This window comes from Allobosea sp. (assembly GCF_048595345.1).
In the GTDB taxonomy this organism is placed as follows: domain Bacteria; phylum Pseudomonadota; class Alphaproteobacteria; order Rhizobiales; family Beijerinckiaceae; genus Allobosea.
The window spans coordinates 1-21,325 of the sequence record NZ_JBMDWH010000021.1 but is presented as its reverse complement, the minus strand read 5'-3'; the positions used below and the strand labels follow the sequence as shown (position 1 = coordinate 21,325).

Sequence of the window (21,325 nt, the reverse complement as noted above, 5' to 3'; positions counted from 1 at the left end):
GGTATCGGCCTTCATCGGGATCGCCTTCAGGCCGAGCCGCGCGAAAGTCCGCAGATAGGCGGTGAACATGCGGTTATAGGCGTGGCGCGCCGCCTCCTTGTCGAGATCGAAGGAATAGGCGTCCTTCATCAGGAATTCGCGACCCCGCATCACGCCGAAGCGGGGGCGCACCTCGTCGCGGAACTTCCACTGAATGTGGTAGAGATTGAGCGGCAAGTCCTTGTAGGACTTGATGTAGGACCGCACGATCCCGGTGACCATCTCCTCGTTGGTCGGCCCGTAGAGCATCTCCCGGTCATGCCGGTCCTTGATGCGCAGCATCTCCTTGCCATAGGCCTCGTAGCGCCCGCTCTCGCGCCACAGATCGGCCGACTGGATCGTCGGCATCAGGATCTCGACGGCGCCGGAGCGGTTCTGCTCCTCGCGAACGACCTTGCAGATCTTGTCCAGCACCCGCAGGCCCAGCGGCAGCCAGGCATAGATGCCGGCCGATTCCTGCCGGATCATGCCTGCGCGCAGCATCAGCCGGTGCGAGACGATCTCCGCCTCCTTGGGCGTGTCGCGCAGGATCGGCATGAAATAACGAGAAAGACGCATCGGGGAACCTGTCGAAGAACAGACGCAACGGGCTCGAGGCCCGAGTCACTCAATGCCAGCAACACCATCGCTAGGGCGAAAATGCAAATGCAAATGCGGCGGGAGCGGGTGAGCTGAGAGTTTCAGGGAACGCCCTGTCATCCCGGATGCAGCGAAGCGGAACTCCGGGATCCATCGTAGAGCTCAGCGCCCTTCGATGGATCCCGGGGCAGGCCCGGGATGACGGTGCGGTTCAGTGCAACCTGGACGAGGTTCTCACCCCTTGGCGAATTTCGCCGTCAGCGCCTGCGCCACCACCCCCGGCACGAAGGGCGTCACGTCGCCGCCCATGCTGGCGATCTGGCGCACCAGCGTCGCGGTGATGTGGCGCACGCCGATCGAGGCCGGCAGGAACACGGTCTGGATCGAGCCTTCCATCGTCCGGTTCATACCGCAGAGCTGCATTTCATAGTCGAGATCCGAGCCGTCGCGCAGGCCGCGGATAAACAGGGTCGCGCCGGCATCGCGCGCCGCCCAGACGGCGAGATTGTCGAAGGTGATGACATCGACCGTCGCATTTTCGCTGGCAGCAAGTGGCGTCGCCACCTCGCGCAGCAGCCGCGCCCGCTCCTCGGCCGGGAAGATCGGCGTCTTTCCGGGATGGATGCCGATGGCCAGCACGAGATGATCGCACAGGCGGCAGGCGCCGGCGATCACGTCGAGATGCCCGTTCGTGACGGGGTCGAACGACCCGGCGTAGAAGGCGATGCGGCTCATGCGCAAAGCGTTAGCGAGGCACGCCGGTGCCCGCAAGGGTCGGCCGCGGCTGCGAGGCGCGCCGAAGGTACTCTCAGCCCAGAGGGACGATCGCGGCCAGGGCGGCGGCACTGCCGGCGAGGATCGACAGGCAGATCAGCAGCGGTGCCGCAACGGAGAGGCGGCGGGTATAGACGTAAGGCTGGCGGCTCTTCATCGGAATGCCCCGGCGAATCGGTTTGTTCTTCGGTTCCCTTGGGTGACGGCCTCACCGGGCCATCGCTGGGCGAGATCGTGACCAAAACGTGACAGGTGCCGGCAAGTTCCGGTTTCGATTGCCTTTTCGCGCGGATGGCCCCACATCCGCGCCATGCTCACGCTGAACGACATCACCTATCGCCTGGGCGAGCGCCTTCTGCTCGACCACACCGGCGCGGCCATTCCCGATGGCGCGCGGGTCGGCTTCGTCGGCCGCAACGGCACCGGCAAGACCACCCTGTTCAAGATCGTGACCGGCGATCTCGGCACCGAGAGCGGCACGGTTTCGCTGCCACGCGGCCGCAGGATCGGCGGCGTGGCGCAGGAGGCGCCGGGGGGGCCCGAAAGCCTGATCGAGGTGGTGCTCGCGGCCGACACCGAGCGCATGGCGCTGATGCAGGAAGCCGAAACCGCGACCGATCCCAACCGCATCGCCGAGATCGGTACGCGGCTGGCCGATATCGGCGCCCATTCGGCGCCGGCGCGCGCCGCGATGGTGCTTCACGGCCTCGGCTTCGACGAAGCGGCGCAGCAGCGCCCCTGCTCCGATTTTTCCGGCGGTTGGCGCATGCGCGTCGCGCTCGCGGCGGTGCTGTTCTCCGAGCCCGACCTGCTGCTGCTCGACGAGCCGACCAACTATCTCGATCTGGAAGGCACGCTCTGGCTCTACGATTACCTGGAGCGCTACCCGCACACCGTGATCGTGATCAGCCATGATCGCGAATTGCTGGACACCTCGGTCGACCACATCCTGCATCTCGACCAGGGCAAGCTGACGCTCTATCGCGGCACCTATTCGTCCTTCGAGAAGCAGCGCGCCGAAAAGCAGATGCAGCTCGCCCGCGCCAAGGAGAAGCAGGACGCGGAGCGCAAGCATCTCCAGTCCTTCGTCGACCGCTTCAAGGCCAAGGCCACCAAGGCGCGTCAGGCCCAGTCCCGCGTCAAGCGGCTGGAGAAGAGGCAGACCATCGCCGCGATCGTCGATCGCGATGTGCAGCCCTTCACCTTCCCGGGGCCGGAAAAGCCGCTCTCGCCGCCGATGATCGTGCTGGAGGATGCCGCCGCCGGCTATGGCGAGCGCAAGGTGCTGTCCCGGCTCAATCTCAGCATCGCGCCGGATGATCGCATCGCTCTGCTCGGCTCCAACGGCAACGGCAAATCGACCTTCTGCAAGCTGATCGGCGGGCGCCTGCCGCCGATGTCGGGCGAGATGACGAAGTCGAGCAAGCTGGAAACCGCCTATTTCGCCCAGCACCAGCTCGACGAACTGCGCATCGAGGACACGCCCGTCGGCCATCTGCGCGACCTGATGCCGGACGCGCCGGAGGCGAAGGTGAGGTCCAAGGCCGCGCAGATCGGCTTTCCAGCCAGCAAGGCCGACACGCCGGTCAAGCTGCTCTCGGGCGGCGAGAAGGCGCGGCTGATGCTCGGGCTCGCGACCTTCCATGGCCCGCATCTGCTCATTCTCGACGAGCCGACCAACCATCTCGATATCGACAGCCGCACCGCGCTGGTCAACGCCATCAACGATTATCCGGGCGCCGTCATGCTGGTGAGCCATGACCGCTTCCTGATCGAGGCCTGCGCAGACCGGCTCTGGATCGTCTCCGGCGGGACGGTGAAGACGTTCGACGGCGACATGGACGATTACCGCACCTATGTGCTGGGCGCCGCCAAGGCCGAGAAGCGCGGCAAGCCGGCCCCCGAGCCGGGCGCGGCCCGGCCGAAGACCGAGGAGCGCAAGGAAGCGGCCGGCAAGCGCGTCGCGCTGGGGCCGCTGAAGCAGAAGCTCAACCTCGCCGAGGCGCGCATGGCCAAGCTCAACGGGCTGATCGAGAAGGTCGATGCCGCGCTCGCCAACGGCGCCTTCGCCCGCGAGCCCGACAAGGCGCTCCAGCTCTCGCGTCAGCGAGCGGATCTGGAGGCGGCGCTGGCGGCGACCGAAGAGGAATGGCTCCTGCTCGGCGAGGAGCTGGAAGGGGCGTGAGGCGCCTCGATGGCTCACGTGACACGCCCGCCGATTTCGCTACAGTCCCGCGCCTCAGCAGAGGATTGACGTCATGGCCAAAGCCTATTGGGTCTCGATTTACCGCTCCGTCAGCAACCCCGACGCGCTCGCCGCCTATGCCAAGCTGGCCGGCCCCGCGATCACGGCCGGCGGCGGGCGTTTCCTGGCGCGCGGCATGCCGGCCCAGACCTATGAGGCCGGGCTGAACCAGCGCACGGTGCTGATCGAGTTCGATTCGGTCGAGCAGGCCAAGGCGACCCATGACAGCCCGGCCTATCAGGAGGCGCTGGCGGCGATGGCAGGCGGTGCCGAGCGCGATTTGCGCATCGTCGAAGGCGTGTGATCGCGCGCGTCAGGCGCTATTGACGCGGCACGCAGGTGCCGAGCCGCTGCATCATCCCCGCCGGGCAGGCCGTCTGCACGGCGGAGGGCGCCATGGCGCGGATGGATTCGCAGCAGGCGCCACGCGCGACATAGCCGCTGGGACAAACACCCGGATTCTCGACACGGTCCTTGCCGTCCCGCGTCGGGCGGCAGGAGCCCGCGGCGGAGGCGCCGGTCGCGGAAGCCGACACGGCCAGCAGGACGATGAGAGCGGCCATGCGGCACGTCACGGGCGATCTCCGTTGATCAGGAGGGCGTCGCGGGCGTGGGCGCGGCGGGCATCGGCCCGGCGGGCACCTGAGGCAACGCCGCTGGACCTGGAGCCGGCGCTTCGGCCGCACCCGGCCTGACGATCCGCCCCAGCCGGTTGTCGGTGAACAGATAAAGCTCGCGCCCGCCGGGCTCCGAATAGAGCACCTGCACCTCGCGCTGGCCCTTGCCGCTCTCGCCGATCAGGACGTCGGTCGGCGCCTTGCCCTTGAGCTTGACCAGCTCGCATTCGGTGATGCCGGGCGCGACCTCCCTCGGCAATGGGCGCGTCGAAGGGTCGAGCGAGGCCCCCACGCTGCAATCGCCCTCGGGGGTCAGCACGGGCTCGCGCGTTGAGATGCCGGCGCTGACGCTCGCTGTCTTGGTCGTGGTGACCCCGCCCTTGGTTTCGGACTGGAAGGCGAAACCGCCCATATCCACCGAGCAGCCGCAGAGGGCGACCGTGCAAGCGAGCATAACCGGCAGTCTCACGCTTTTTTCTCCCAGCGACCGGCCTCATCCTGCTGCCAGTAGCTGGCGGCCTGGCCCGAGGCTTTCGCTTTTTTCCAGTCTTCCCGCGCGGCGGCGAGCGCCTCGGGATCGTCTCCGTCGAAGATCAGGACGATGCGCTCGTAATCCTGCATTGCGTCCGGAATGCGAATGCCGTCTGCGCAGATCCGCACCTGCGCACCGTTGGGATTATGCGCCTGCGTCGTCAGCACCACCGGATTCTGCGCGGCGTCCGCCTCCAGATCGGTGACATGGGGCAGGAAGCTCTCACCGGAATAGGTCCACAGGTGATCGTCGAGCACGTTCAGCCGCTCCTGGCTCGCCACCTCAACGACGACCTTCTGCCCGCGCGACAGCGCCCGGTCGAGAATCGTCGGCAGCACCTGCTCGAGCGGGCGCGACTGGAGGTGAAAGAACAGGATTTCAGCCATTTGGGGCAATCGGCAATGGGCAATCGGCAGTCGGGCTCCGCGGCCAAACCCCATACGACTGGCGACTGCCTATTGCCGACTGCCGGTAGCGGAGTTGCGAATTGGGAAAGGGCGCCATCAGACCCTCACCCCTCGTAATGATCCGCCACCAGCCGGTCGAGCAGGCGCACGCCCCAGCCCGGGCCCCAGGAGCGGTTGATCTCGCTGTCCTTGGCGCCCATGCCGGTGCCGGCGATGTCGAGATGCGCCCAGGGCGTCTCGCCCACATGCCGCTGCAGGAACTGCGCGGCGGTGATCGAGCCGGCATGGCGGCCGGCCGAGTTCTTCATGTCGGCGAATCGGGAATCGATCATCTTATCATAGGCCTTGCCGAGCGGCATCCGCCACACCGTCTCGCCCGTGGCGGTGCCGGCCGCCGACAGGCGCTCGGACAGCTCGTTACTGTTGGTGAAGAGCCCGGCGTGCTCCTGCGCCAGTGCCACGAGGATGGCGCCGGTCAGCGTCGCCAGGTCGATCATGAAGCGCGGCTTGAAGCGATCCTGCGTGTACCAGAGCACGTCCGCGAGAACGAGCCGGCCTTCGGCGTCGGTATTGATGATCTCGATGGTCTGGCCTGACAGGGACTCGACGATGTCGCCCGGCCGCTGGGCGTTGCCGTCCGGCATGTTCTCGACGAGGCCGATGACGCCGATGGCGTTGACCTTGGCCTTGCGGCCGGCGAGCGCCATCATCAGCCCGGTGACGCAGGCGGCGCCCGCCATGTCGCCCTTCATGTCCTCCATGCCGGCCCCGGGCTTCAGCGAGATGCCGCCGGTGTCGAAGGTCACGCCCTTGCCGACGAAGGCGACCGGCTCGTCATGCTTGCCGGCACCGTTCCAGCGCATCACCACGACGCGGCTTTCCCGGCGCGAGCCCTGGCCGACGCCGAGCAAGGCGCGCATGCCGATCTTCCTGAGCTCCTTTTCGCCGAGAACCTCGACCTCGACGCCGAGCTTCTCCAGCTTCTGCGCCCGCTCGGCGAACTCCTCCGGATAGAGCACGTTCGGCGGCTCGTTCACGAGTTCGCGCGCCAGCAGCACGCCGGCCGCCACCGCATCGGCCCGCTTGATCGCTTTCTTGACGGCGCCCGGACTCTCCACCCGCAGCGTCGCCTTCAGCGGATCGGCGGCATCCTTGTCCTTCGTCTTGGTCTTGTAGCGGTCGAAGCGGTAGCTGCGCAGGATGAGGCCCAGCGCCAGATCGGCCGCCTGAGCAGGCTCGACGGCGCCGTCCGGCAGCACGAGCAGGATGTCGGCCTCGCGCCCGGGGCTCAGCCGCCCGGCGACCGCGCCGCCCAGTTTCACGAAATCGAGCTCGGCCCGCTCGGCATCGGCGCCGATCCCGACGGCGATGAGCCTCCCGTAATCGGCCCCGTCCGGCGCCGGGACGGCCAGCGCGGAAAGGGCCTTGCCCTTGAAATTCTCCGCCGCCGCGGCCCGCGCGACCAGCGCCGCCGCGCCCTCCCCTGCGAGATCGGAGACGATCCGCGCCGGCACCAGTCCCTCTCCGACGAAGATCACCAGATCCCGCCCCTCGACACCGTCCAGGGCCTTGATTTCGAGCTTGAGGCGTTGCGACATGATGGGCTCACAATCCCGCGACATGGACGTTCGCACGCCCTCTGGAAGCTGCCGCAAACGATTCCCGTTTGCGCCATGATGCCGCCTATACCATAGGGTGATCTCGTCCAACCACCGCGGGGGCCCCGGTTCCCGACCCTCCGGAAATGCGAAGCGTGCTGCTCAATCGCCTCGACCGCTACATTCTGAAGATCGCCGCGGGCGCCGCCGTCGTGCTCCTGCTGGGCCTGACCGGCGTGATCTGGGTGACCCAGGCGCTGCGCGAGGTCGATCTGATCACCGGCAAGGGCCAGACGGTCCTCATCTTCCTCACCGTGACGCTGCTTTCGCTGCCGGCGCTGATCGCGGGCATCGCGCCCGTCGCGCTGTTCATGTCCACGCTCTACACGCTGAACAAGCTCAACGGCGATTCCGAGCTGATCGTGATGAACGCCGCGGGCGTGCCGCCGCACCGGGTCACCCGCCCCTTCCTCACGCTCTCGATCGTGACCTCGCTGCTGGTCGCCTGGATGACGATCTCGGTCATGCCGGCGCGCTTACGCACCCTGCGCGACCTGATCACGCTGATCCGCGCCGATTTCGTGGCCAATGTGGTCAAGGAAGGCCAGTTCGTCTCGCTTGATTCCGGCGTGACCTTCCATTACCGGGAAAAGGCCGGCGATGCGCTGATCGGCATCTTCATGCAGGATCGGCGCGATCCCACCCAGCCCTCGATCTATCTCGCAGAGCGCGGCCGCACGGTGGAGGCCGAGGGCCAGAGCTTCCTGATGCTGGAAAAGGGCACCATCCAGCGGGAGGCCAAGAACACCAACACCACCTCCATCATCTCCTTCGAGCGCTACGCGCTGAACCTCTCGGCGCTCACGGGCGACCCCAGCGGCGGCCCCGGAGAAGGCGATGGCGACAAGGTGATCTACAAGCCGCGCGAGCGCTCCACCGTCGAATTGCTGCGGCAAAACACGGACGAGCCCTATTACAAGATTCAGGAAGGGCGCTTCCGAGCCGAACTGCACAACCGCCTCTCGGCGCCGCTCTATCCCTTCGCCTTCATGCTCATCGCCTTCGCCGCCATCGGCGAGGCCCGCACCACCCGCCAGGGCCGGGCGCTCGCGATCCAGTCGGCGATCCTGATCGTCGGCGCGGTCCGCATCGGCGCCTATGCCGCCTGGACCGCGAGCGTGCGCTCGCCCTTCGCCGCGGCCCTGCTCTACATCCTGCCGATCGGGGCGATCCTTCTCTCGATCGCCTTCATCTATCACGGCGACAGGCTGCGGCCGTTGCTGGGACGGCTCAGCGCCCCGCTGACCGACCCGCTCTTCGCCCTCCTGGCCCGGCTGAGGCGCGCCTGATGCTGCTCTTCACGACTCTCGGCCGCTATCTGACCCTGCGCTTCGCGCGCGCGATCATCAGCGTCTTCGGCACCTTCTTCTTCCTCATCGGCACGCTCGATTTCGTCGAGCTGATGCGCCGTGCGGGCGATTCGCCCATCGCCACGACGCCGCGCATCATCACCCTGGCGCTCTACCGGGTGCCCAGCGTGGCCGAGCAGATCTTCCCCTTCGCCGCGCTTTTCGGCGGCATGTTCGCTCTGCTGACCCTGAGCCGGAAGCTGGAGCTCGTCGTCGCCCGCTCGGTCGGCGTCTCGGCCTGGCAGTTCCTGCAGCCGGCCGCCGTCGTGGCCGGCGTCATCGGGCTGATCTCGATCACCGTTTACAATCCCGTCGCGGCGGAGCTGAAGCGCCGGGCGACCGCGCTGGAGACGCGGCTGTTCGTGCGGGCCGGCAGCACGACGAGCACCGCCATCCCCGAAATCTGGCTGCGTCAGCGCAGCGCCGACGGCATGGCGATCATCCGCGCCGCAGGCGCCTTGCCGGACGAGGACGGATTGTCGCAGGTCGCGATCTTCAACTTCAATCAGGACGGGTCCTTCAAGGATCGAATCGACGCCCGGCAGGCTTTCCTGAAGCCCGGCCACTGGGACCTCCTGGACGCCAGGATCATCTCTGCGGCCCGCGAACCGCGCAATGTCGGCAGCTTCCAGCTCGCCACCAATCTGGAGCCGGAGCAGATGCGCCAGAGCTTCACGCCGCCCGAGGCGGTGGGGTTCTGGTCGATGCCCGCCGCGATCGAGCGGACCAAGCGCGCGGGTCTCGATACGACCCGATATGAGCTGAAATATCAGTCACTTATGGCGAGACCGCTGCTGCTGATCGCCATGGTCCTGGTGGCCGCATCCGTTTCTTTAAGATTTTTCCGGTTTGGTGGCGTGACCAAACTGGTGATAGGTGGCGTCGCAGCCGGCTTCGTGCTCTATGTGGCGACGCAGCTGTCGGAGGAGCTCGGATCGTCGGGAATCGTCAATCCGGTCATTGCGGCGTGGCTGCCCGCAGCATTGGGAACGATGCTGGGAGCGCTCGCCCTCCTCCATCAGGAAGACGGGTAAAACGTACTGTGCCTATGGTTAATTTTGGGTTGAGCGGATGGATCGAGGCGTGAAGGGGGTTGCGCGATTTGCTGCGGCGACCGCTCTCGCCTCCAGCCTAGCCGTGTTGCTGGCGGGAGCGGCCCTCGCGCAGGGCAAGCCCAGCCTCGGCACGCCTGCGGCCGCGACTCCCGCAAACGCCAAGCCCCAGGACCGGATGGTCGTCGACGCGCGCGAGCTCGTCTACGACAACGACAAGAAAACCGTCGCCGCCGTCGGCAACGTTCAGATTCTCTATCAGGGCCGCACCATCGAGGCCGACCGGGTCGTCTACGACCAGGGCACCAAGCGCGTGCTCGCCGTCGGCAACGCCCGCATCGTCGAATCGAACGGCACGGTCATCACCGGCGAGCGCTTCAACCTCACCGACGATTTCCGGGACGGCTTCATCGATTCGCTGCGGGTGGTGAACCCGGACAAGACGCGCTTCACCGCCCCGCGCGCCGAGCGCACCGACGGCGAAACCTTCATTTTCGAGAAGGGCATCTACACCGCCTGCGAGCCCTGCAAGGACAAGCCGGAGCGGCCGCCGCTCTGGCAGGTGCGCGCCACGCGCATCATCCACAAGAAGTCCGAGCAGACGATCTATTACGAGGATGCGCGGCTGGAATTCGCCGGCATTCCGATCGCCTACATTCCCTATATGTCGGGCCCGGACTCGACGGTGAAGCGCAAGACCGGCTTCCTCGCCCCGCGCTTCGTCAACACGTCGGCGCTCGGTTACGGCGTCGGCCTGCCCTATTTCATCAACCTGGCCCCTAATTACGACCTCACGCTCACGCCGACCGTGCTCAGCCGGCAAGGCGTGCTCGGCCAGGCCGAATGGCGGCACCGGCTGGTCAACGGCTCCTATGTCGTTCGTGCCTCGGGCATCTTCCAGCAGGACAAGAGCGCCTTCCTCGCCAGCCCGCTGGGCGCGGGAGACAAGGATTTTCGCGGCTCGGTGGAAACCAGCGGCAAGTTCTACATCAATCAGAACTGGAATTTCGGCTGGAACGCCTCGATGTCGACGGACCGCTGGTTCTACAAGAACTACCGGATCCGCAACGAGGCATTCAGCACAACCACCTATCTCCAGGAATCGATCTCCACCGCCTATCTCAACGGCCAGAGTTCGACCGCGTGGTTCGATATGCGCGGCTATTACTTCCAGCCGCTGAACTATCAGGACTGGCAGAAGCAGCAGCCGGTCGTGCTGCCGGTGATCGACTACGACAAGCGCGTCCATAAGCCCTCCTTCATGGGGCTCGGCGGCGAGTTCGATTTCAACGTCAACGTCACGAGCCTGAGCCGCGACACTGCCGCGTTCAGCGAGCTGCCGCAGCAGAAAACCACTCTGATATCCGGCACCACCAGCGCGGGACTCGGCTATTCGATCTATGACGGCTGCGCCGTCTACCAGAAGAGTACCTGCCTCGTTCGCGGCATCGCCGGCAACGTTTCGCGGGCCTCCGTCCAGGCCGCATGGCGGCGCAACGTGATCGACCCGCTCGGCCAGATCTGGACGCCCTATGCCTCGCTGCGGGCGGATATCTTCGCGGTCAATCCGGACCTCAACGGCGTGATCAATTCGCGCGTGGCCAGCATTGCCGATCCCTCGAACGAGGTGTTCGGCCGGGCCATGCCGTCGATCGGGCTGATGTATCGCTACCCCTTCGTCGCCAAGACCGATTGGGGCACGCACATCATCGAGCCGGTGGCGCAGATCGTCGCCCGGCCCAACGAGACCAACAGCCTGCGCGTCGCCAACGAGGATTCGCAGAGCCTCGTCTTCGACGTGAACAACCTGTTCGAATGGAACGGCAAGTTCTCCGGTTACGACCGGCTTGAGGGTGGCACCCGTGCCAATATCGGCGCGCTCTATACCGGCCGCTTCGGCAAGGAGGCCTTCGCCAACGTGCTGCTCGGCCAGTCCTACCAGTTGGCGGGCCGCAACTCCTATGCGACCGGCGACCTCATCAATGTCGGGTTGAATTCGGGCCTCGACACGCGCAGCTCCGACTATGTCGCCCGGGCCCAGATTTCGCCCATGCGCGGCTTCTTCCTCACCGGCTCGACGCGGCTCAACCAGAGCAATTTCGAGATGCAGCGCATCGATGCAGCCGCGGCCTATTCGAACAGCTTCGTCTCGGGTTCGATCGGCTATGCCCGCTACGAGCCGCAGCCTGATCTCGGCATCTCGCGCCGGCGCGAAGGCCTGTCTCTGAACGGCTCGCTGCAGGTCGTGCAGAACTGGCGCATCCGCGCCGGCGTGCTGTTCGATCTCGACAAGTACAAATACGATCGCGAGCTCTGGCGTTCGGCGCTGGCCGCGGGCACGCAGACCATCGCGAACTACCCGACCTCGGGGCCGTTCCAGACCGCGTCGACCTCGCTCGGCCTCAACTACACCGACGAATGCACGATCTTCGACGTCAGCTATTCGCAGAGCTACGCCGACCGCTATTCGGGCTCGACCAAGGACACGCGCACCGTCATGTTCAAGCTCGAACTGCGCACGCTGGGCGAGCTGAGCTATTCGCAGAACCTGAGCGGCACCAGCGGCGCCGACGGCGTCAGCAACTGAGCTGATGCCGCACCGGGCTCGGCCGCCTGCCCATCGCGGAGTGCGCACGTGTCAGCCCTGCCTCTCGCCCTGACACAAGGCGACCCCGCCGGGATCGGCCCCGAGCTGACCCTCGGGGCCTGGCTCGAGCGCGAGGAGCGCGGCCTGCCGGCTTTCGGCTGCATCGCCGACCCTGACCAGCTCGCTCTCGTAGCCCGTCATCTCGGCTGGTCGGTGCCGATGCGGATCTGCGGCTGGGACGATGTCGACAGCTGCTTTGCGCAGGCTTTGCCAGTCGTTCCCTCAGGCACCGGCGCACCGCTCGCCGAGCCGGCAACCCCCAACCCGGCGACCGCAGGAGGCACTATCGCCTCGATCGACGCGGCCGTCGCGGCGGTGATGAACGGACAGGCCTCGGCCGTTGTCACCAATCCGATCGCGAAATCGGTGCTCTACCAGGCGAGTTTCCGCCACCCGGGCCATACCGAATATCTGGCCCATCTGGCGGCGCGGGATGGGGTCGAGAAGCTGCCTGTCATGATGCTGTGGAGCGAGGCGCTGGCGGTGGTGCCCGTCACCATCCATGTGGCTCTGGCGCGCGTCCCGGCCCTGCTCACGACGGAGCTGATCGTCGAGACCGCCCGCATCGCCGCCGCTGCTCTGCGCGAGCGCTTCGGCGTCGCCGCGCCCCGTCTGGCGGTCGCGGGGCTCAACCCGCATGCGGGCGAAAACGGCGCCATGGGGGGCGAGGACGAGGCGATCGTGCGGCCCGCGATCGAGGCCTTGCGCCAAGAAGGCATCGATGCCCGCGGCCCGCTGCCCGCCGACACGATGTTCCATGAGCGCGCGCGGGCGGGTTATGACGCGGCGATCTGCATGTATCACGATCAGGCGCTGATCCCAATCAAGACGCTCGCCTTCGACGAAGGCGTCAACGTGACGCTCGGCTTGCCCTTCATCCGCACCTCGCCCGACCACGGCACGGCCTTCGATATCGCCGGGCGCGGGATCGCGCGGCCGGACAGTCTGTGCGCCGCGCTGAAGCTCGCCGCCCGCATGGCGCGGCCGGGAGCCACACCATGAGCCAGATCGACACCCTGCCGCCCCTGCGCGAGATCGTGGACCGGCATGGGCTGATGGCGCAGAAGTCGCTGGGCCAGAACTTCCTCTTCGACCTCAACCTGACGAGCCGCATCGCTCGCTCCGCCGGGTTCCAGCCAGGCGAGACCGTGGTCGAGATCGGCCCCGGCCCCGGCGGGCTGACCCGGGCGCTGCTGGCGGCCGGCGCCGAGCGGGTGGTCGCGATCGAGCGCGATCGGCGCTGCCTGCCGGCGCTGGCGGAGATCGCGGCCCATTATCCCGGCCGCCTCGAGGTCATCGACGGCGACGCGCTCGCCGTCGATCTGCGCGGCGCCATCGGCGATGTCCCCGCCCGCATCGTCGCCAACCTGCCCTACAATATCGGCACGCCTTTGCTCGTCGGCTGGCTGAGTTTGGAGCCCTGGCCGTCCTGGTGGCGCTCGCTGACGCTGATGTTCCAGCGGGAGGTCGCCGAGCGCATCGTCGCCACGCCCGAGCAGCGCGCCGATTACGGCCGGCTGGCGGTGCTCGCCAATTGGCGCTGCGAGACGAAGATCCTGTTCGACGTGCCGCGCGGCGCCTTCGTGCCGCCGCCGAAGATCACCTCGTCGGTCGTGCATATGGTGCCGCGTGCCGACCCGGAGCCCTGTGACCGGCGCCTGCTGGAGCGTGTGACGCTCGCCGCCTTCGGCCAGCGCCGGAAGATGCTGCGCCAGAGCCTCAAGGCTGTGACGCCGGAGCCGGCGGGCATCATCGCCGCCGCCGGCCTCGACGAGACCGCAAGGGCCGAAGAGGTGCCGGTCTCAGGCTTTGTCAGGCTCGCCAACGCGCTGGGCGGCGCGCCAGGCTGAGGCTCAAAGCTGCTCGCCGAGCAGTTTGTCCACGAAGGCGCCCATGCCGGTGGCACGGCTGCGCTTCAGCCGCTCGGCGGCGAGGATCGAGCGCACCGCCTCATAGGCCTTCTCCAGATCGTCATTGACGATGACGTAGTCGTACACGGTCCAGCGGGCGATCTCCTCGCGCGCATTGGCGAGACGCTTGGCGATGACGTCCGGCGCATCCTCGGCCCGGCGCACCAGGCGCGAGCGCAGCTCGGCCATGGAGGGCGGCAGGATGAAGATCGAGACGACGTCCTCCCGCGCCTTTTCCAGGATCTGCTGGGTGCCCTGCCAGTCGATGTCGAACAGCACGTCGCGGCCCGCCTTCAGCGACTGCTCCACCGGCTTGCGCGGCGTGCCGTAGCCATTGCCATGGACCTCGGCCCATTCGAGCAATTCGTCGCGCTCGCGCATGGTGTCGAAGCTGGCGCGGTCGATGAAGTGATAATGCACCCCGTCGATCTCGGAGGGGCGCCTTGCCCGCGTCGTGACGGAAATCGACAAATCGAGATTGGTCTCGCTCGGCGATTTCGACAGGGTGCGGGTCAGGGTCGATTTGCCGGCACCCGACGGCGACGACATGATCATGATGAGGCCGCGGCGGGCCGGGCGGGTCGACTCGGCCATGCCGCTCACTCCACGTTCTGAACCTGTTCGCGCATCTGGTCGACGACCGTGCGCAGATCGAGGCCGATGCGCGACAGGCCCGGACCATTCGCCTTGGCGCAGAGCGTCGAGGCCTCCCGGCCGAATTCCTGGGCCAGGAAATCCAGCTTGCGGCCGATCGGCCCGCCCTTCTCCAGCAAGTCGCGCAAGGCGGCGACATGGGCATGCAGCCGGTCGATCTCCTCCCGGATATCGGCCCGCACCGCGAGCAGCGCCGCCTCCTGGTGCAGGCGCTGCGGGTCGAGCCCATTGGCGGCGCCGAGCAGCGCCTCGACTTGGGCTGCGAGCCGGGCGCGGATGGCGTCGTTGCTGCGCGCCGGGTGGCTTTCGGCCTCGCGCGTCAGCCGCGCAATGGTGTCGAGATGGCCCCGAAGAATCGCTTCGAGTGCGCGGCCCTCGCTGGCGCGGGCCTCCTTCAGCGCGAGCGCGGCCTGCTCCAGCCCGGCTAGCGCGGGCGCCTCCACGGCCGAGAGCGCGTCCTGCCCCTCCTCCGCATAATCGACGACCCCGCGAATGCCGAGCAGCCCGTCATAGCTCGGCGGTGCGATGCCGCTCGCCGGCAGCTTGCCGATCGCCTCCAGCAGCGCTGCCAGCACCGCCTCGTTGACGCGCGGGCGCGGCGGGCCGGCATCGCTGGTCACGGCGAGATTGACGTGCAGCGTGCCGCGCGCGAAGCCGCCGGCCAGCCGTTTGCGCGCCGCCTCCGCCAAAACCTCGAAACCGGGCGGGACGCGCACGCGCAGATCGAGCCCGCGTCCATTGACGCTGCGGATCTCCCAGGCCCAGCCATGGATGCCGGCGGTCCCCGCCGCGCGAGCAAAGCCCGTCATGCTCTCGATGGCCATGAAATCTCTCAGTGCTGCGTTAGCCCGGATCGTGCGCTTATGGCACTTTTCACTCGCCGCAACAGCCCTCCGTAGCTGGCCATCGAAAATCGACGCATCGCAAAGCGAAAAACACGATCGAAAAAAACAGCAGCACGAAATTCATGTCTTTTATGATGTAAACCCCTGTATGAATAGAATTCAGCGCTATAATGGCGCCACAGATATTCAATAAAAACAATAATTTATCGAGCATTGTAATTGATAAATTGAGGAAACACCGCCTAAAAGATATATACGTAACAGGAACAATAGACAATAAAGCCATCAATATAAATACAATCACAACAAGAGAAAATACATAAAAATCACTTTTTATCAGCGTTTCGGGCAAAGGAACGCGATTAACAATAAAAGAAATGTCCAGTCTGATCGAAAAAATAGCACATAAACTTGTTATAGAGATGAGCAACACTGAGAAAATCCAGTTTGCCCAGAGCGAACTCTCGATCTTCTTGCTGAAAAACCTATTTACGCCTTTTGTCAAACGAGAGCCTCCGAACTACGGCTTCAGCTGCGGCACCTGCTTTGGTGAATTGAGGTCGAAGGTCTTGTTCAGCAGCGGGTCGCGCGCGGTCCCTTCCGAGGCGTCGAAGGCGCGCGCCCGCGTGCCCGCGACACCGCCCGCCGGCTGCGCCACGGGCAGCGCGCCGCCATCGACGGCCGGCTGGGTCGTGGCCGGCGCCTCGGTGCGGTTGTCGGGCGCGGCCGGCGGCTCGACCTTGTCGATGGCGTCCGCCGGCGGCTTGCCGCCCTGCTGGCTGCGTGTGGACTCGATCTGACGCCAGCGGCCGACATTGCGGTTGTGCTGCTCCAGCGTCTCGGCGAAGACATGGCCGCCGCTGCCATCCGCGACGAAGTACAGCTCCTTCGTGCGCGAATGATTGACCACGGCCTCCATCGCCGCGCGGCCGGGATTGGCGATCGGGCCGGGCGGCAGGCCGGGAATGACATAGGTGTTGTAGGCCGTCGGCTCGGTGATCTCGCTGCGCTGGATCGGCCGGCCGAGCGTGCCCTTTCCGCCGACGATGCCGTAGACGATCGTCGGGTCCGATTGCAGCTTCATCTTGCGGTTCAGCCGGTTGATGAAGACGCCTGCCACGCGCGGCCGCTCATCGGCCCGCCCGGTCTCCTTCTCGACGATCGAGGCCAGGATCACCAGTTCCTGCGGCGTCTTGATCGGCAGATCGGCCGGTCGCTTCTCCCAGATCCGCGCCAGCACCGTGCTCTGGTCGCGCGCCATGCGCTCCAGGATCGCGCGCCGCGTGAAGCCGCGCGGGAAGCGATAGGTGTCGGGCAGGATCGAGCCCTCCTTCGGCACCTGGTTGATCTCGCCGCTGAGCAGATCGTTGTTGCGCAGCCGCTCGACGATCTGCTCGCTGGTCAGCCCCTCGGGGATGGTCACGGAGTGCTCCACCACCTTGCCGCTGGAGATGATGTCCAGGATCTCCTGCGGGCTGACCCGCGCCTTGAAGAGATACTCGCCGGCCTGCAGCTTGTGCCAGTCGCCATTCATGACCGCCGAAATGCGGAAGGTCAGCGGATGCTCGATCAGCCCCTCACGCTGCAGCAGTTCGGCGATCTCGGTGAGCCCGCTCTCCTTGGGAATGATCAGCACCCGGTCGCTGGCCAGCGGCCCCGGCGCCTTGCTCTGACTCGAGACGAGGGCGATTCCGGCTCCGGCCAGGCCGGCACCGATCAGCGCGAGCGTGAAAAGCCCGCTCAGCATGGAGAGGAACGGGCTGCGACGGCGGCGGCGCGCCTTGGGCGGCGGCGCCGGCGGCGCCACCGGCTTCAGCGCCTCGCTCGGACTCTTGGGGGCGACGCGGGGCGTATCGTTCACAATCGTGGCGCTCGCAGGACTCAAGGACACTACATCTCGGCGCGCCGGCCGCCGAAACGGTACGGGCACGCGACACCGGCCATTAGAGCCGGTTTGGCCCCGTCTGAAAACGCAAAATCGCGCGACGGGTCTCACCAGCGGGCACTTTAGCCGGAAATATGGCGAAACGGCGCTGTGGACAGCCTCACGGGCAGCGGGACGCCCGCAGCCGGCGCCTCACCCCTCGGGGTGATAGCGCCGCAGCACGAGCGAAGCGTTGGTGCCGCCGAAGCCGAACGAGTTCGACAGCGCATAGTCGATCTCGCGCTGGCGCGGCTTGTGGGGCACGAGGTCGATCTGCGTCTCGACGGAAGGATTGTCGAGATTGATCGTCGGCGGCGCGACCTGATCGCGGATCGCCAGCACGGTGAAGATCGCCTCGATCGCCCCGGCGGCGCCCAGCAGATGGCCCGTCGCCGATTTGGTGGAGGACATGGAGGGCCGCTTGGGCGCATTGGCCAGCAGCCGCTCGACCGCACGCAGTTCAATCTCGTCGCCCAGCGGCGTCGAGGTGCCATGCGCGTTGATGTAATCGAGATCCGCCGCCGTGATGCCGGCGCGCTCCAGTGCCGCCGACATGCAGCGATAGGCACCGTCGCCATCCTCGGAGGGCGAGGTGATGTGATAGGCGTCGCCCGACATGCCGTAGCCGACGACTTCGGCATAGATGCGAGCCCCGCGCGCCAGCGCGTGCTCGAGTTCCTCGAGCACGACGACGCCCGCGCCCTCGCCCATGACGAAGCCGTCGCGGTCCTTGTCATAGGGACGCGAGGCTTTCTCGGGCGTGTCGTTGAAACCGGTGGAGAGCGCCCGGCAGGCGCAGAACCCGGCGATGCCGATGCGGTTGATCGCCGATTCGGTGCCGCCCGCGACCATGACCTCGGCATCGCCCAGCGCGATCATGCGCGAAGCGTCGCCGATGGCGTGCGCGCCGGTCGAGCAGGCGGTGACGACCGCGTGGTTGGGGCCTTTCAGCCCATGTTCGATCGAGACGTAGCCAGCCGCCAGATTGCTCAGGCGGCCGGGAATGAAGAAGGGCGACAGCCGCCGCGGACCCCGCTCCTTGAGCAGGATCGAGGCTTCGTAGATGCCGCCCAGACCACCGATGCCGGAGCCTATGGCGACGCCGGTCCGGATCTGGTCCTCATGGCTTTCCGGCTTCCACCCGGCATCCTTCAGCGCCTGCGTGGCCGCGGCCATCGCGAAGACGATGAAGTCGTCGACCTTGCGCTGCTCCTTGGGCTCCATCCACTGGTCGGGATCGAAGGTCCCGTCGCTGCCGTCACCCCGGGGGATGTTGCAGGCGATCCGCGCCGGCAGATCGCTGGCGTCGAAGCTGGTGATGGGGCCGGCGCCGCTGGCACCGGCCAGGAGACGAGACCAGGTCGGCTCGACGCCGCAGCCGAGCGGCGTCACCATGCCGAGCCCGGTCACGACGACGCGCCGCAGGGAGATGCTACGGGAAGCCATGGCGTCCTGCCGGCGGCGAAGCCGCTCAGGCGGTCTTGGACGAGAGGAACTTCACGGCATCGCCGACCGTCACGATCGTCTCGGCCGCATCGTCGGGGATCTCGACGCCGAACTCTTCCTCGAAGGCCATCACGAGCTCGACGGTGTCCAGGCTGTCCGCGCCCAGGTCCTCGATGAAGTTCGCGCTGTCGATGACCTTCTCGGGCTCGACGCCGAGGTGCTCGACCACGATCTTCTTCACGCGCTCGGCAACATCGCTCATGAGTCTCTTCCTTAGAAACTGAAAACGCATCGCGGGGCCGCGACGCGCATCTGGGAATTTGCATTCAGCCGACCGCGCCATCGGAACGAGGCGCGATCGCGGAACGATGAGAAGCCTGCACAAACGCAACAACCGGGTTCTCGTCAAGCCCCCGGCCGCCGGAAAGGCAGCGCGACGGCTCTCGTTATCATACCGTGTCGGCAGAGGCGAGAGTGGCGCGCAGCTTGGCCAAGACCTTCCGGAAATGCCTGTAACGGCCTCAGATACGGGCCATTCCGCCGTTGACGTGCAGCGTCTGCCCGGTCACGTAGCCGGCTTCCTCGCTCGCCAGATAGGCGACGGCGGCGGCGATGTCGGCCCCCGCACCCAGTCGGCCCATCGGGACGTCGGCCAGGATTCCCTCGCGCTGCTTCTCGTTGAGCGCCTGCGTCATGGGTGACTCGATGAAGCCCGGCGCGACGACGTTGACGGTGATGTTCCGGCTCGCCACCTCGGCGGCCAGCGCCTTCGACATGCCGATCAGGCCGGCCTTGGCGGCAGCATAGTTGCCCTGCCCCGGATTGCCGGTGGTGCCGACGACGGAGCCGATCGAGACGATTCGGCCATAGCGCCGGCGCATCATCGACTTCACCGCCGCGCGCGTCAGCCGGAAGGCGGCGGTGAGGTTCACCGCCAGCACACTGTCCCAATCCTCGTCCTTGAGGCGCATGAACAGGTTGTCGCGGGTGATGCCGGCATTGTTCACCAGGAGGTCCAGCCCGCCCAGCTTCTCCTCGGCGGCCGGCACCAGCGCCTCCACCGAATCCTTGTCGGAGAGATTGCAGGGCACGATGGCGACGCGCTCGCCCAGCTCCGCCGCCAGCGCCTCCAGCGCCTCGGCGCGCGTGCCGGACAAGGCGACGCTCGCGCCCTGCGCGTGAAGCGTGCGGGCGATCGCCCCGCCGAGGCCACCGGTCGCGCCGGTGACCAGGGCCTTGCGGCCGGTCAGATCAAACATGTTCGCTCCCTTTGCTCGGCATTCTGCCGCTTGTTCTGCCATGGGCTTGCGCCTCAGGCGCCGCGAGCCTTCCAGGCCGCGATATCCTCGGCCGTCCCGACCGAAACCTGCGTCGTGCCGGCAGCGATCCGCTTCACCAGCCCGGCGAGCACCTTGCCGCTGCCCAGCTCGACGAAATCGCCGACGCCGGCCGCCGCCATCGCCTGCACGCATTCGCGCCAGCGCACCGTGCCGGTGACCTGCGCCACGAGCGAGGCGCGGATCGCGTCGGGATCGGCCAGCGGCGCCGCGCCGACATTGGCCATCACCGGCACGACGGGCGCCTGCATCGCGACCTGGCCCAGCGCCTCGCGCATCGCCTCGGCGGCCGGCTGCATCAGGGCGCAATGGAAGGGAGCGGAGACCGGCAGCAGCATCGCGCGCTTGACGCCGCGCTCGCCGGCGAGCGCGATCGCCCGGTCGATCGCAGCCTTTGCGCCGGACAGCACCACCTGCCCGCCCCCATTGTCATTGGCCGCCTCACAGACCTCGCCCTGCGCCGAGGCGGCCGCGATCTCGCGGGCGAGGTCCAGTTCCGCGCCGAGCAGGGCCGCCATGGCGCCCTGCCCGGCCGGAACGGCCTTCTGCATCGCATCGCCGCGAATCCGCAGCAGGCGCGCCGCATCGCTAATCGAGAAGGTGCCGGCCGCGGCCAGCGCCGAATACTCGCCCAAGGAATGGCCAGCGACGAAGGCGGCGTCGCGCTTCAGATCGAGCCCGGCCTCGCTCTCGAGCACGCGCACCACCGCCAGACTCACCGCCATCAGCGCCGGCTGGGCGTTGGCGGTGAGGGTCAGCTCCTCGGCCGGCCCTTCCCACATGAGGGCCGAAAGCTTCTGGGACAGGGCGGCATCGACCTCCTCGAACACCGCACGCGCCACCGGGAAGGCCTCGGCCAGGCTCTTGCCCATGCCGACGGACTGCGACCCCTGGCCCGGGAAGATGAAGGCTGTCGTCATGGGAAGGCTCGCCCGCTCGTTAATACGTCGTTAAATGTGACGCGGCTGTCACAACGGTTTGACCCGCAAGTCAAGCAGCATGGCGCGAGAATCGGCACGAGGCCGCCAGTTTTCGGTTGCCATGGCGGCATCGGCCCTGTATCGACCGCTTCCTGCTTGTTCGGCCGGAGGCTGAACGGATGGCGCGTGGGCTTTTGGGCCGCGCGCAAGGCTTCGATGAAGCCGGCATCCCGTGTCTCCGCCTTCGATGAAATCCTGTCGGGCCTGTTCCAGGGCTCGGAGGGCTCCGCGCCGGGCGAAGCAGGGTGAAACAGAAAGGCCAACTCTCAAATGGCATTGTACGAGCATGTGCTGCTCGCGCGGCAGGATGTCAGCGCGCAGCAGGTCGAA

At 66.9% G+C, this 21,325-nt stretch carries 22 protein-coding genes; 7 read left to right on the top strand and 15 right to left on the bottom strand.

Annotated elements, in window-relative coordinates:
* From ACOJTB_RS03350 to ACOJTB_RS03340, 3 genes are all read right to left on the bottom strand, one after another.
* A partial coding sequence (locus tag ACOJTB_RS03350) for an aminoacyl--tRNA ligase-related protein (RefSeq protein WP_420101103.1) occupies nucleotides 1-597 on the bottom strand: 597 nt, incomplete at its 3' end.
* A gap of 255 nt (nucleotides 598-852) precedes the next feature.
* Nucleotides 853-1,353 carry a pantetheine-phosphate adenylyltransferase gene (gene coaD / locus ACOJTB_RS03345; protein WP_420101102.1) on the bottom strand — a complete coding sequence of 167 codons (501 nt, stop codon included), beginning with the start codon at nucleotides 1,351-1,353 and terminating at the stop codon, nucleotides 853-855.
* A gap of 73 nt (nucleotides 1,354-1,426) precedes the next feature.
* Complete coding sequence (locus tag ACOJTB_RS03340) at nucleotides 1,427-1,549, bottom strand: hypothetical protein (protein WP_420101101.1); 123 nt, start codon at nucleotides 1,547-1,549, stop codon at nucleotides 1,427-1,429.
* Between the two features lie 153 nt (nucleotides 1,550-1,702).
* Between ACOJTB_RS03340 and ACOJTB_RS03335 the strand changes: the two genes are divergently transcribed.
* Nucleotides 1,703-3,577, top strand: coding sequence for an ABC-F family ATP-binding cassette domain-containing protein (locus ACOJTB_RS03335; RefSeq protein ID WP_420101100.1), 1,875 nt, complete (start codon nucleotides 1,703-1,705; stop codon nucleotides 3,575-3,577).
* A 73-nt stretch (nucleotides 3,578-3,650) separates the two neighbouring features.
* The gene (locus tag ACOJTB_RS03330; protein WP_420101099.1) at nucleotides 3,651-3,941 is read left to right on the top strand and encodes a DUF1330 domain-containing protein; all 291 of its coding nucleotides are present in this window, start codon (nucleotides 3,651-3,653) and stop codon (nucleotides 3,939-3,941) included.
* 16 nt (nucleotides 3,942-3,957) lie between these two features.
* On the opposite strand, the gene ACOJTB_RS03325 is transcribed toward ACOJTB_RS03330, so the two are convergent.
* The 4 genes from ACOJTB_RS03325 to ACOJTB_RS03310 all read right to left on the bottom strand — a co-directional run bounded on the left by ACOJTB_RS03325 (nucleotide 3,958) and on the right by ACOJTB_RS03310 (nucleotide 6,791).
* Nucleotides 3,958-4,200: a hypothetical protein gene (locus ACOJTB_RS03325; protein WP_420101098.1), complete on the bottom strand. Its 243-nt coding sequence runs from the start codon at nucleotides 4,198-4,200 to the stop codon at nucleotides 3,958-3,960.
* 28 nt (nucleotides 4,201-4,228) lie between these two features.
* The gene (locus ACOJTB_RS03320) at nucleotides 4,229-4,723 is read right to left on the bottom strand and encodes a hypothetical protein (RefSeq protein WP_420101097.1); all 495 of its coding nucleotides are present in this window, start codon (nucleotides 4,721-4,723) and stop codon (nucleotides 4,229-4,231) included.
* Nucleotides 4,720-5,172 carry a DNA polymerase III subunit chi gene (locus ACOJTB_RS03315; RefSeq protein WP_420101105.1) on the bottom strand — a complete coding sequence of 151 codons (453 nt, stop codon included), beginning with the start codon at nucleotides 5,170-5,172 and terminating at the stop codon, nucleotides 4,720-4,722. Before ACOJTB_RS03315 ends, ACOJTB_RS03320 begins: the two co-directional genes overlap by 4 nt.
* Before the next feature lie 125 nt (nucleotides 5,173-5,297).
* Nucleotides 5,298-6,791 (bottom strand): leucyl aminopeptidase, encoded by a 1,494-nt coding sequence (locus tag ACOJTB_RS03310; protein ID WP_420101096.1) that lies wholly within the window; start codon nucleotides 6,789-6,791, stop codon nucleotides 5,298-5,300.
* 155 nt (nucleotides 6,792-6,946) lie between these two features.
* Here ACOJTB_RS03310 and lptF point away from each other — a divergent pair, with 155 nt between their 5' ends.
* The 5 genes from lptF to rsmA are packed head-to-tail and all read left to right on the top strand — an operon-like array spanning nucleotide 6,947 to nucleotide 13,749.
* The gene (gene lptF / locus ACOJTB_RS03305; RefSeq protein WP_420101095.1) at nucleotides 6,947-8,140 is read left to right on the top strand and encodes an LPS export ABC transporter permease LptF; all 1,194 of its coding nucleotides are present in this window, start codon (nucleotides 6,947-6,949) and stop codon (nucleotides 8,138-8,140) included.
* Nucleotides 8,140-9,234, top strand: coding sequence for an LPS export ABC transporter permease LptG (gene lptG / locus ACOJTB_RS03300; protein ID WP_420101094.1), 1,095 nt, complete (start codon nucleotides 8,140-8,142; stop codon nucleotides 9,232-9,234). The genes lptF and lptG overlap by 1 nt, the downstream gene beginning before the upstream one ends.
* Before the next feature lie 49 nt (nucleotides 9,235-9,283).
* Nucleotides 9,284-11,839 carry an LPS-assembly protein LptD gene (locus ACOJTB_RS03295; protein ID WP_420101093.1) on the top strand — a complete coding sequence of 852 codons (2,556 nt, stop codon included), beginning with the start codon at nucleotides 9,284-9,286 and terminating at the stop codon, nucleotides 11,837-11,839.
* A 48-nt stretch (nucleotides 11,840-11,887) separates the two neighbouring features.
* Nucleotides 11,888-12,901, top strand: coding sequence for a 4-hydroxythreonine-4-phosphate dehydrogenase PdxA (gene pdxA, locus ACOJTB_RS03290; protein ID WP_420101092.1), 1,014 nt, complete (start codon nucleotides 11,888-11,890; stop codon nucleotides 12,899-12,901).
* Entirely contained in the window at nucleotides 12,898-13,749 is an 852-nt protein-coding gene (gene rsmA / locus ACOJTB_RS03285) for a 16S rRNA (adenine(1518)-N(6)/adenine(1519)-N(6))-dimethyltransferase RsmA (RefSeq protein ID WP_420101091.1), read from the top strand. Before pdxA ends, rsmA begins: the two co-directional genes overlap by 4 nt.
* Before the next feature lie 3 nt (nucleotides 13,750-13,752).
* Here rsmA and gmk read toward each other — a convergent pair whose 3' ends face one another.
* From gmk to ACOJTB_RS03245, 8 genes are all read right to left on the bottom strand, one after another.
* Complete coding sequence (gene gmk / locus ACOJTB_RS03280) at nucleotides 13,753-14,403, bottom strand: guanylate kinase (RefSeq protein WP_420101090.1); 651 nt, start codon at nucleotides 14,401-14,403, stop codon at nucleotides 13,753-13,755.
* 5 nt (nucleotides 14,404-14,408) lie between these two features.
* Nucleotides 14,409-15,287, bottom strand: a complete 879-nt coding sequence (locus tag ACOJTB_RS03275; RefSeq protein ID WP_420101089.1) for a YicC/YloC family endoribonuclease — start codon at nucleotides 15,285-15,287, stop codon at nucleotides 14,409-14,411.
* A gap of 541 nt (nucleotides 15,288-15,828) precedes the next feature.
* The gene (mltG, locus tag ACOJTB_RS03270; RefSeq protein ID WP_420101088.1) at nucleotides 15,829-17,169 is read right to left on the bottom strand and encodes an endolytic transglycosylase MltG; all 1,341 of its coding nucleotides are present in this window, start codon (nucleotides 17,167-17,169) and stop codon (nucleotides 15,829-15,831) included.
* Between the two features lie 216 nt (nucleotides 17,170-17,385).
* Nucleotides 17,386-18,657, bottom strand: coding sequence for a beta-ketoacyl-ACP synthase II (gene fabF / locus ACOJTB_RS03265; protein WP_420101104.1), 1,272 nt, complete (start codon nucleotides 18,655-18,657; stop codon nucleotides 17,386-17,388).
* 46 nt (nucleotides 18,658-18,703) lie between these two features.
* Nucleotides 18,704-18,940, bottom strand: coding sequence for an acyl carrier protein (locus tag ACOJTB_RS03260; RefSeq protein ID WP_076438249.1), 237 nt, complete (start codon nucleotides 18,938-18,940; stop codon nucleotides 18,704-18,706).
* Nucleotides 18,941-19,199: 259 nt separating this feature from the next.
* Nucleotides 19,200-19,937, bottom strand: coding sequence for a 3-oxoacyl-[acyl-carrier-protein] reductase (gene fabG / locus ACOJTB_RS03255; RefSeq protein WP_420101087.1), 738 nt, complete (start codon nucleotides 19,935-19,937; stop codon nucleotides 19,200-19,202).
* Nucleotides 19,938-19,990: 53 nt separating this feature from the next.
* Complete coding sequence (gene fabD, locus ACOJTB_RS03250; RefSeq protein ID WP_420101086.1) at nucleotides 19,991-20,935, bottom strand: ACP S-malonyltransferase; 945 nt, start codon at nucleotides 20,933-20,935, stop codon at nucleotides 19,991-19,993.
* Nucleotides 20,936-20,983: 48 nt separating this feature from the next.
* Nucleotides 20,984-21,325, bottom strand: a 342-nt coding sequence (locus ACOJTB_RS03245) for a hypothetical protein (RefSeq protein ID WP_420101085.1), incomplete at its 5' end; no start/stop codon positions are given.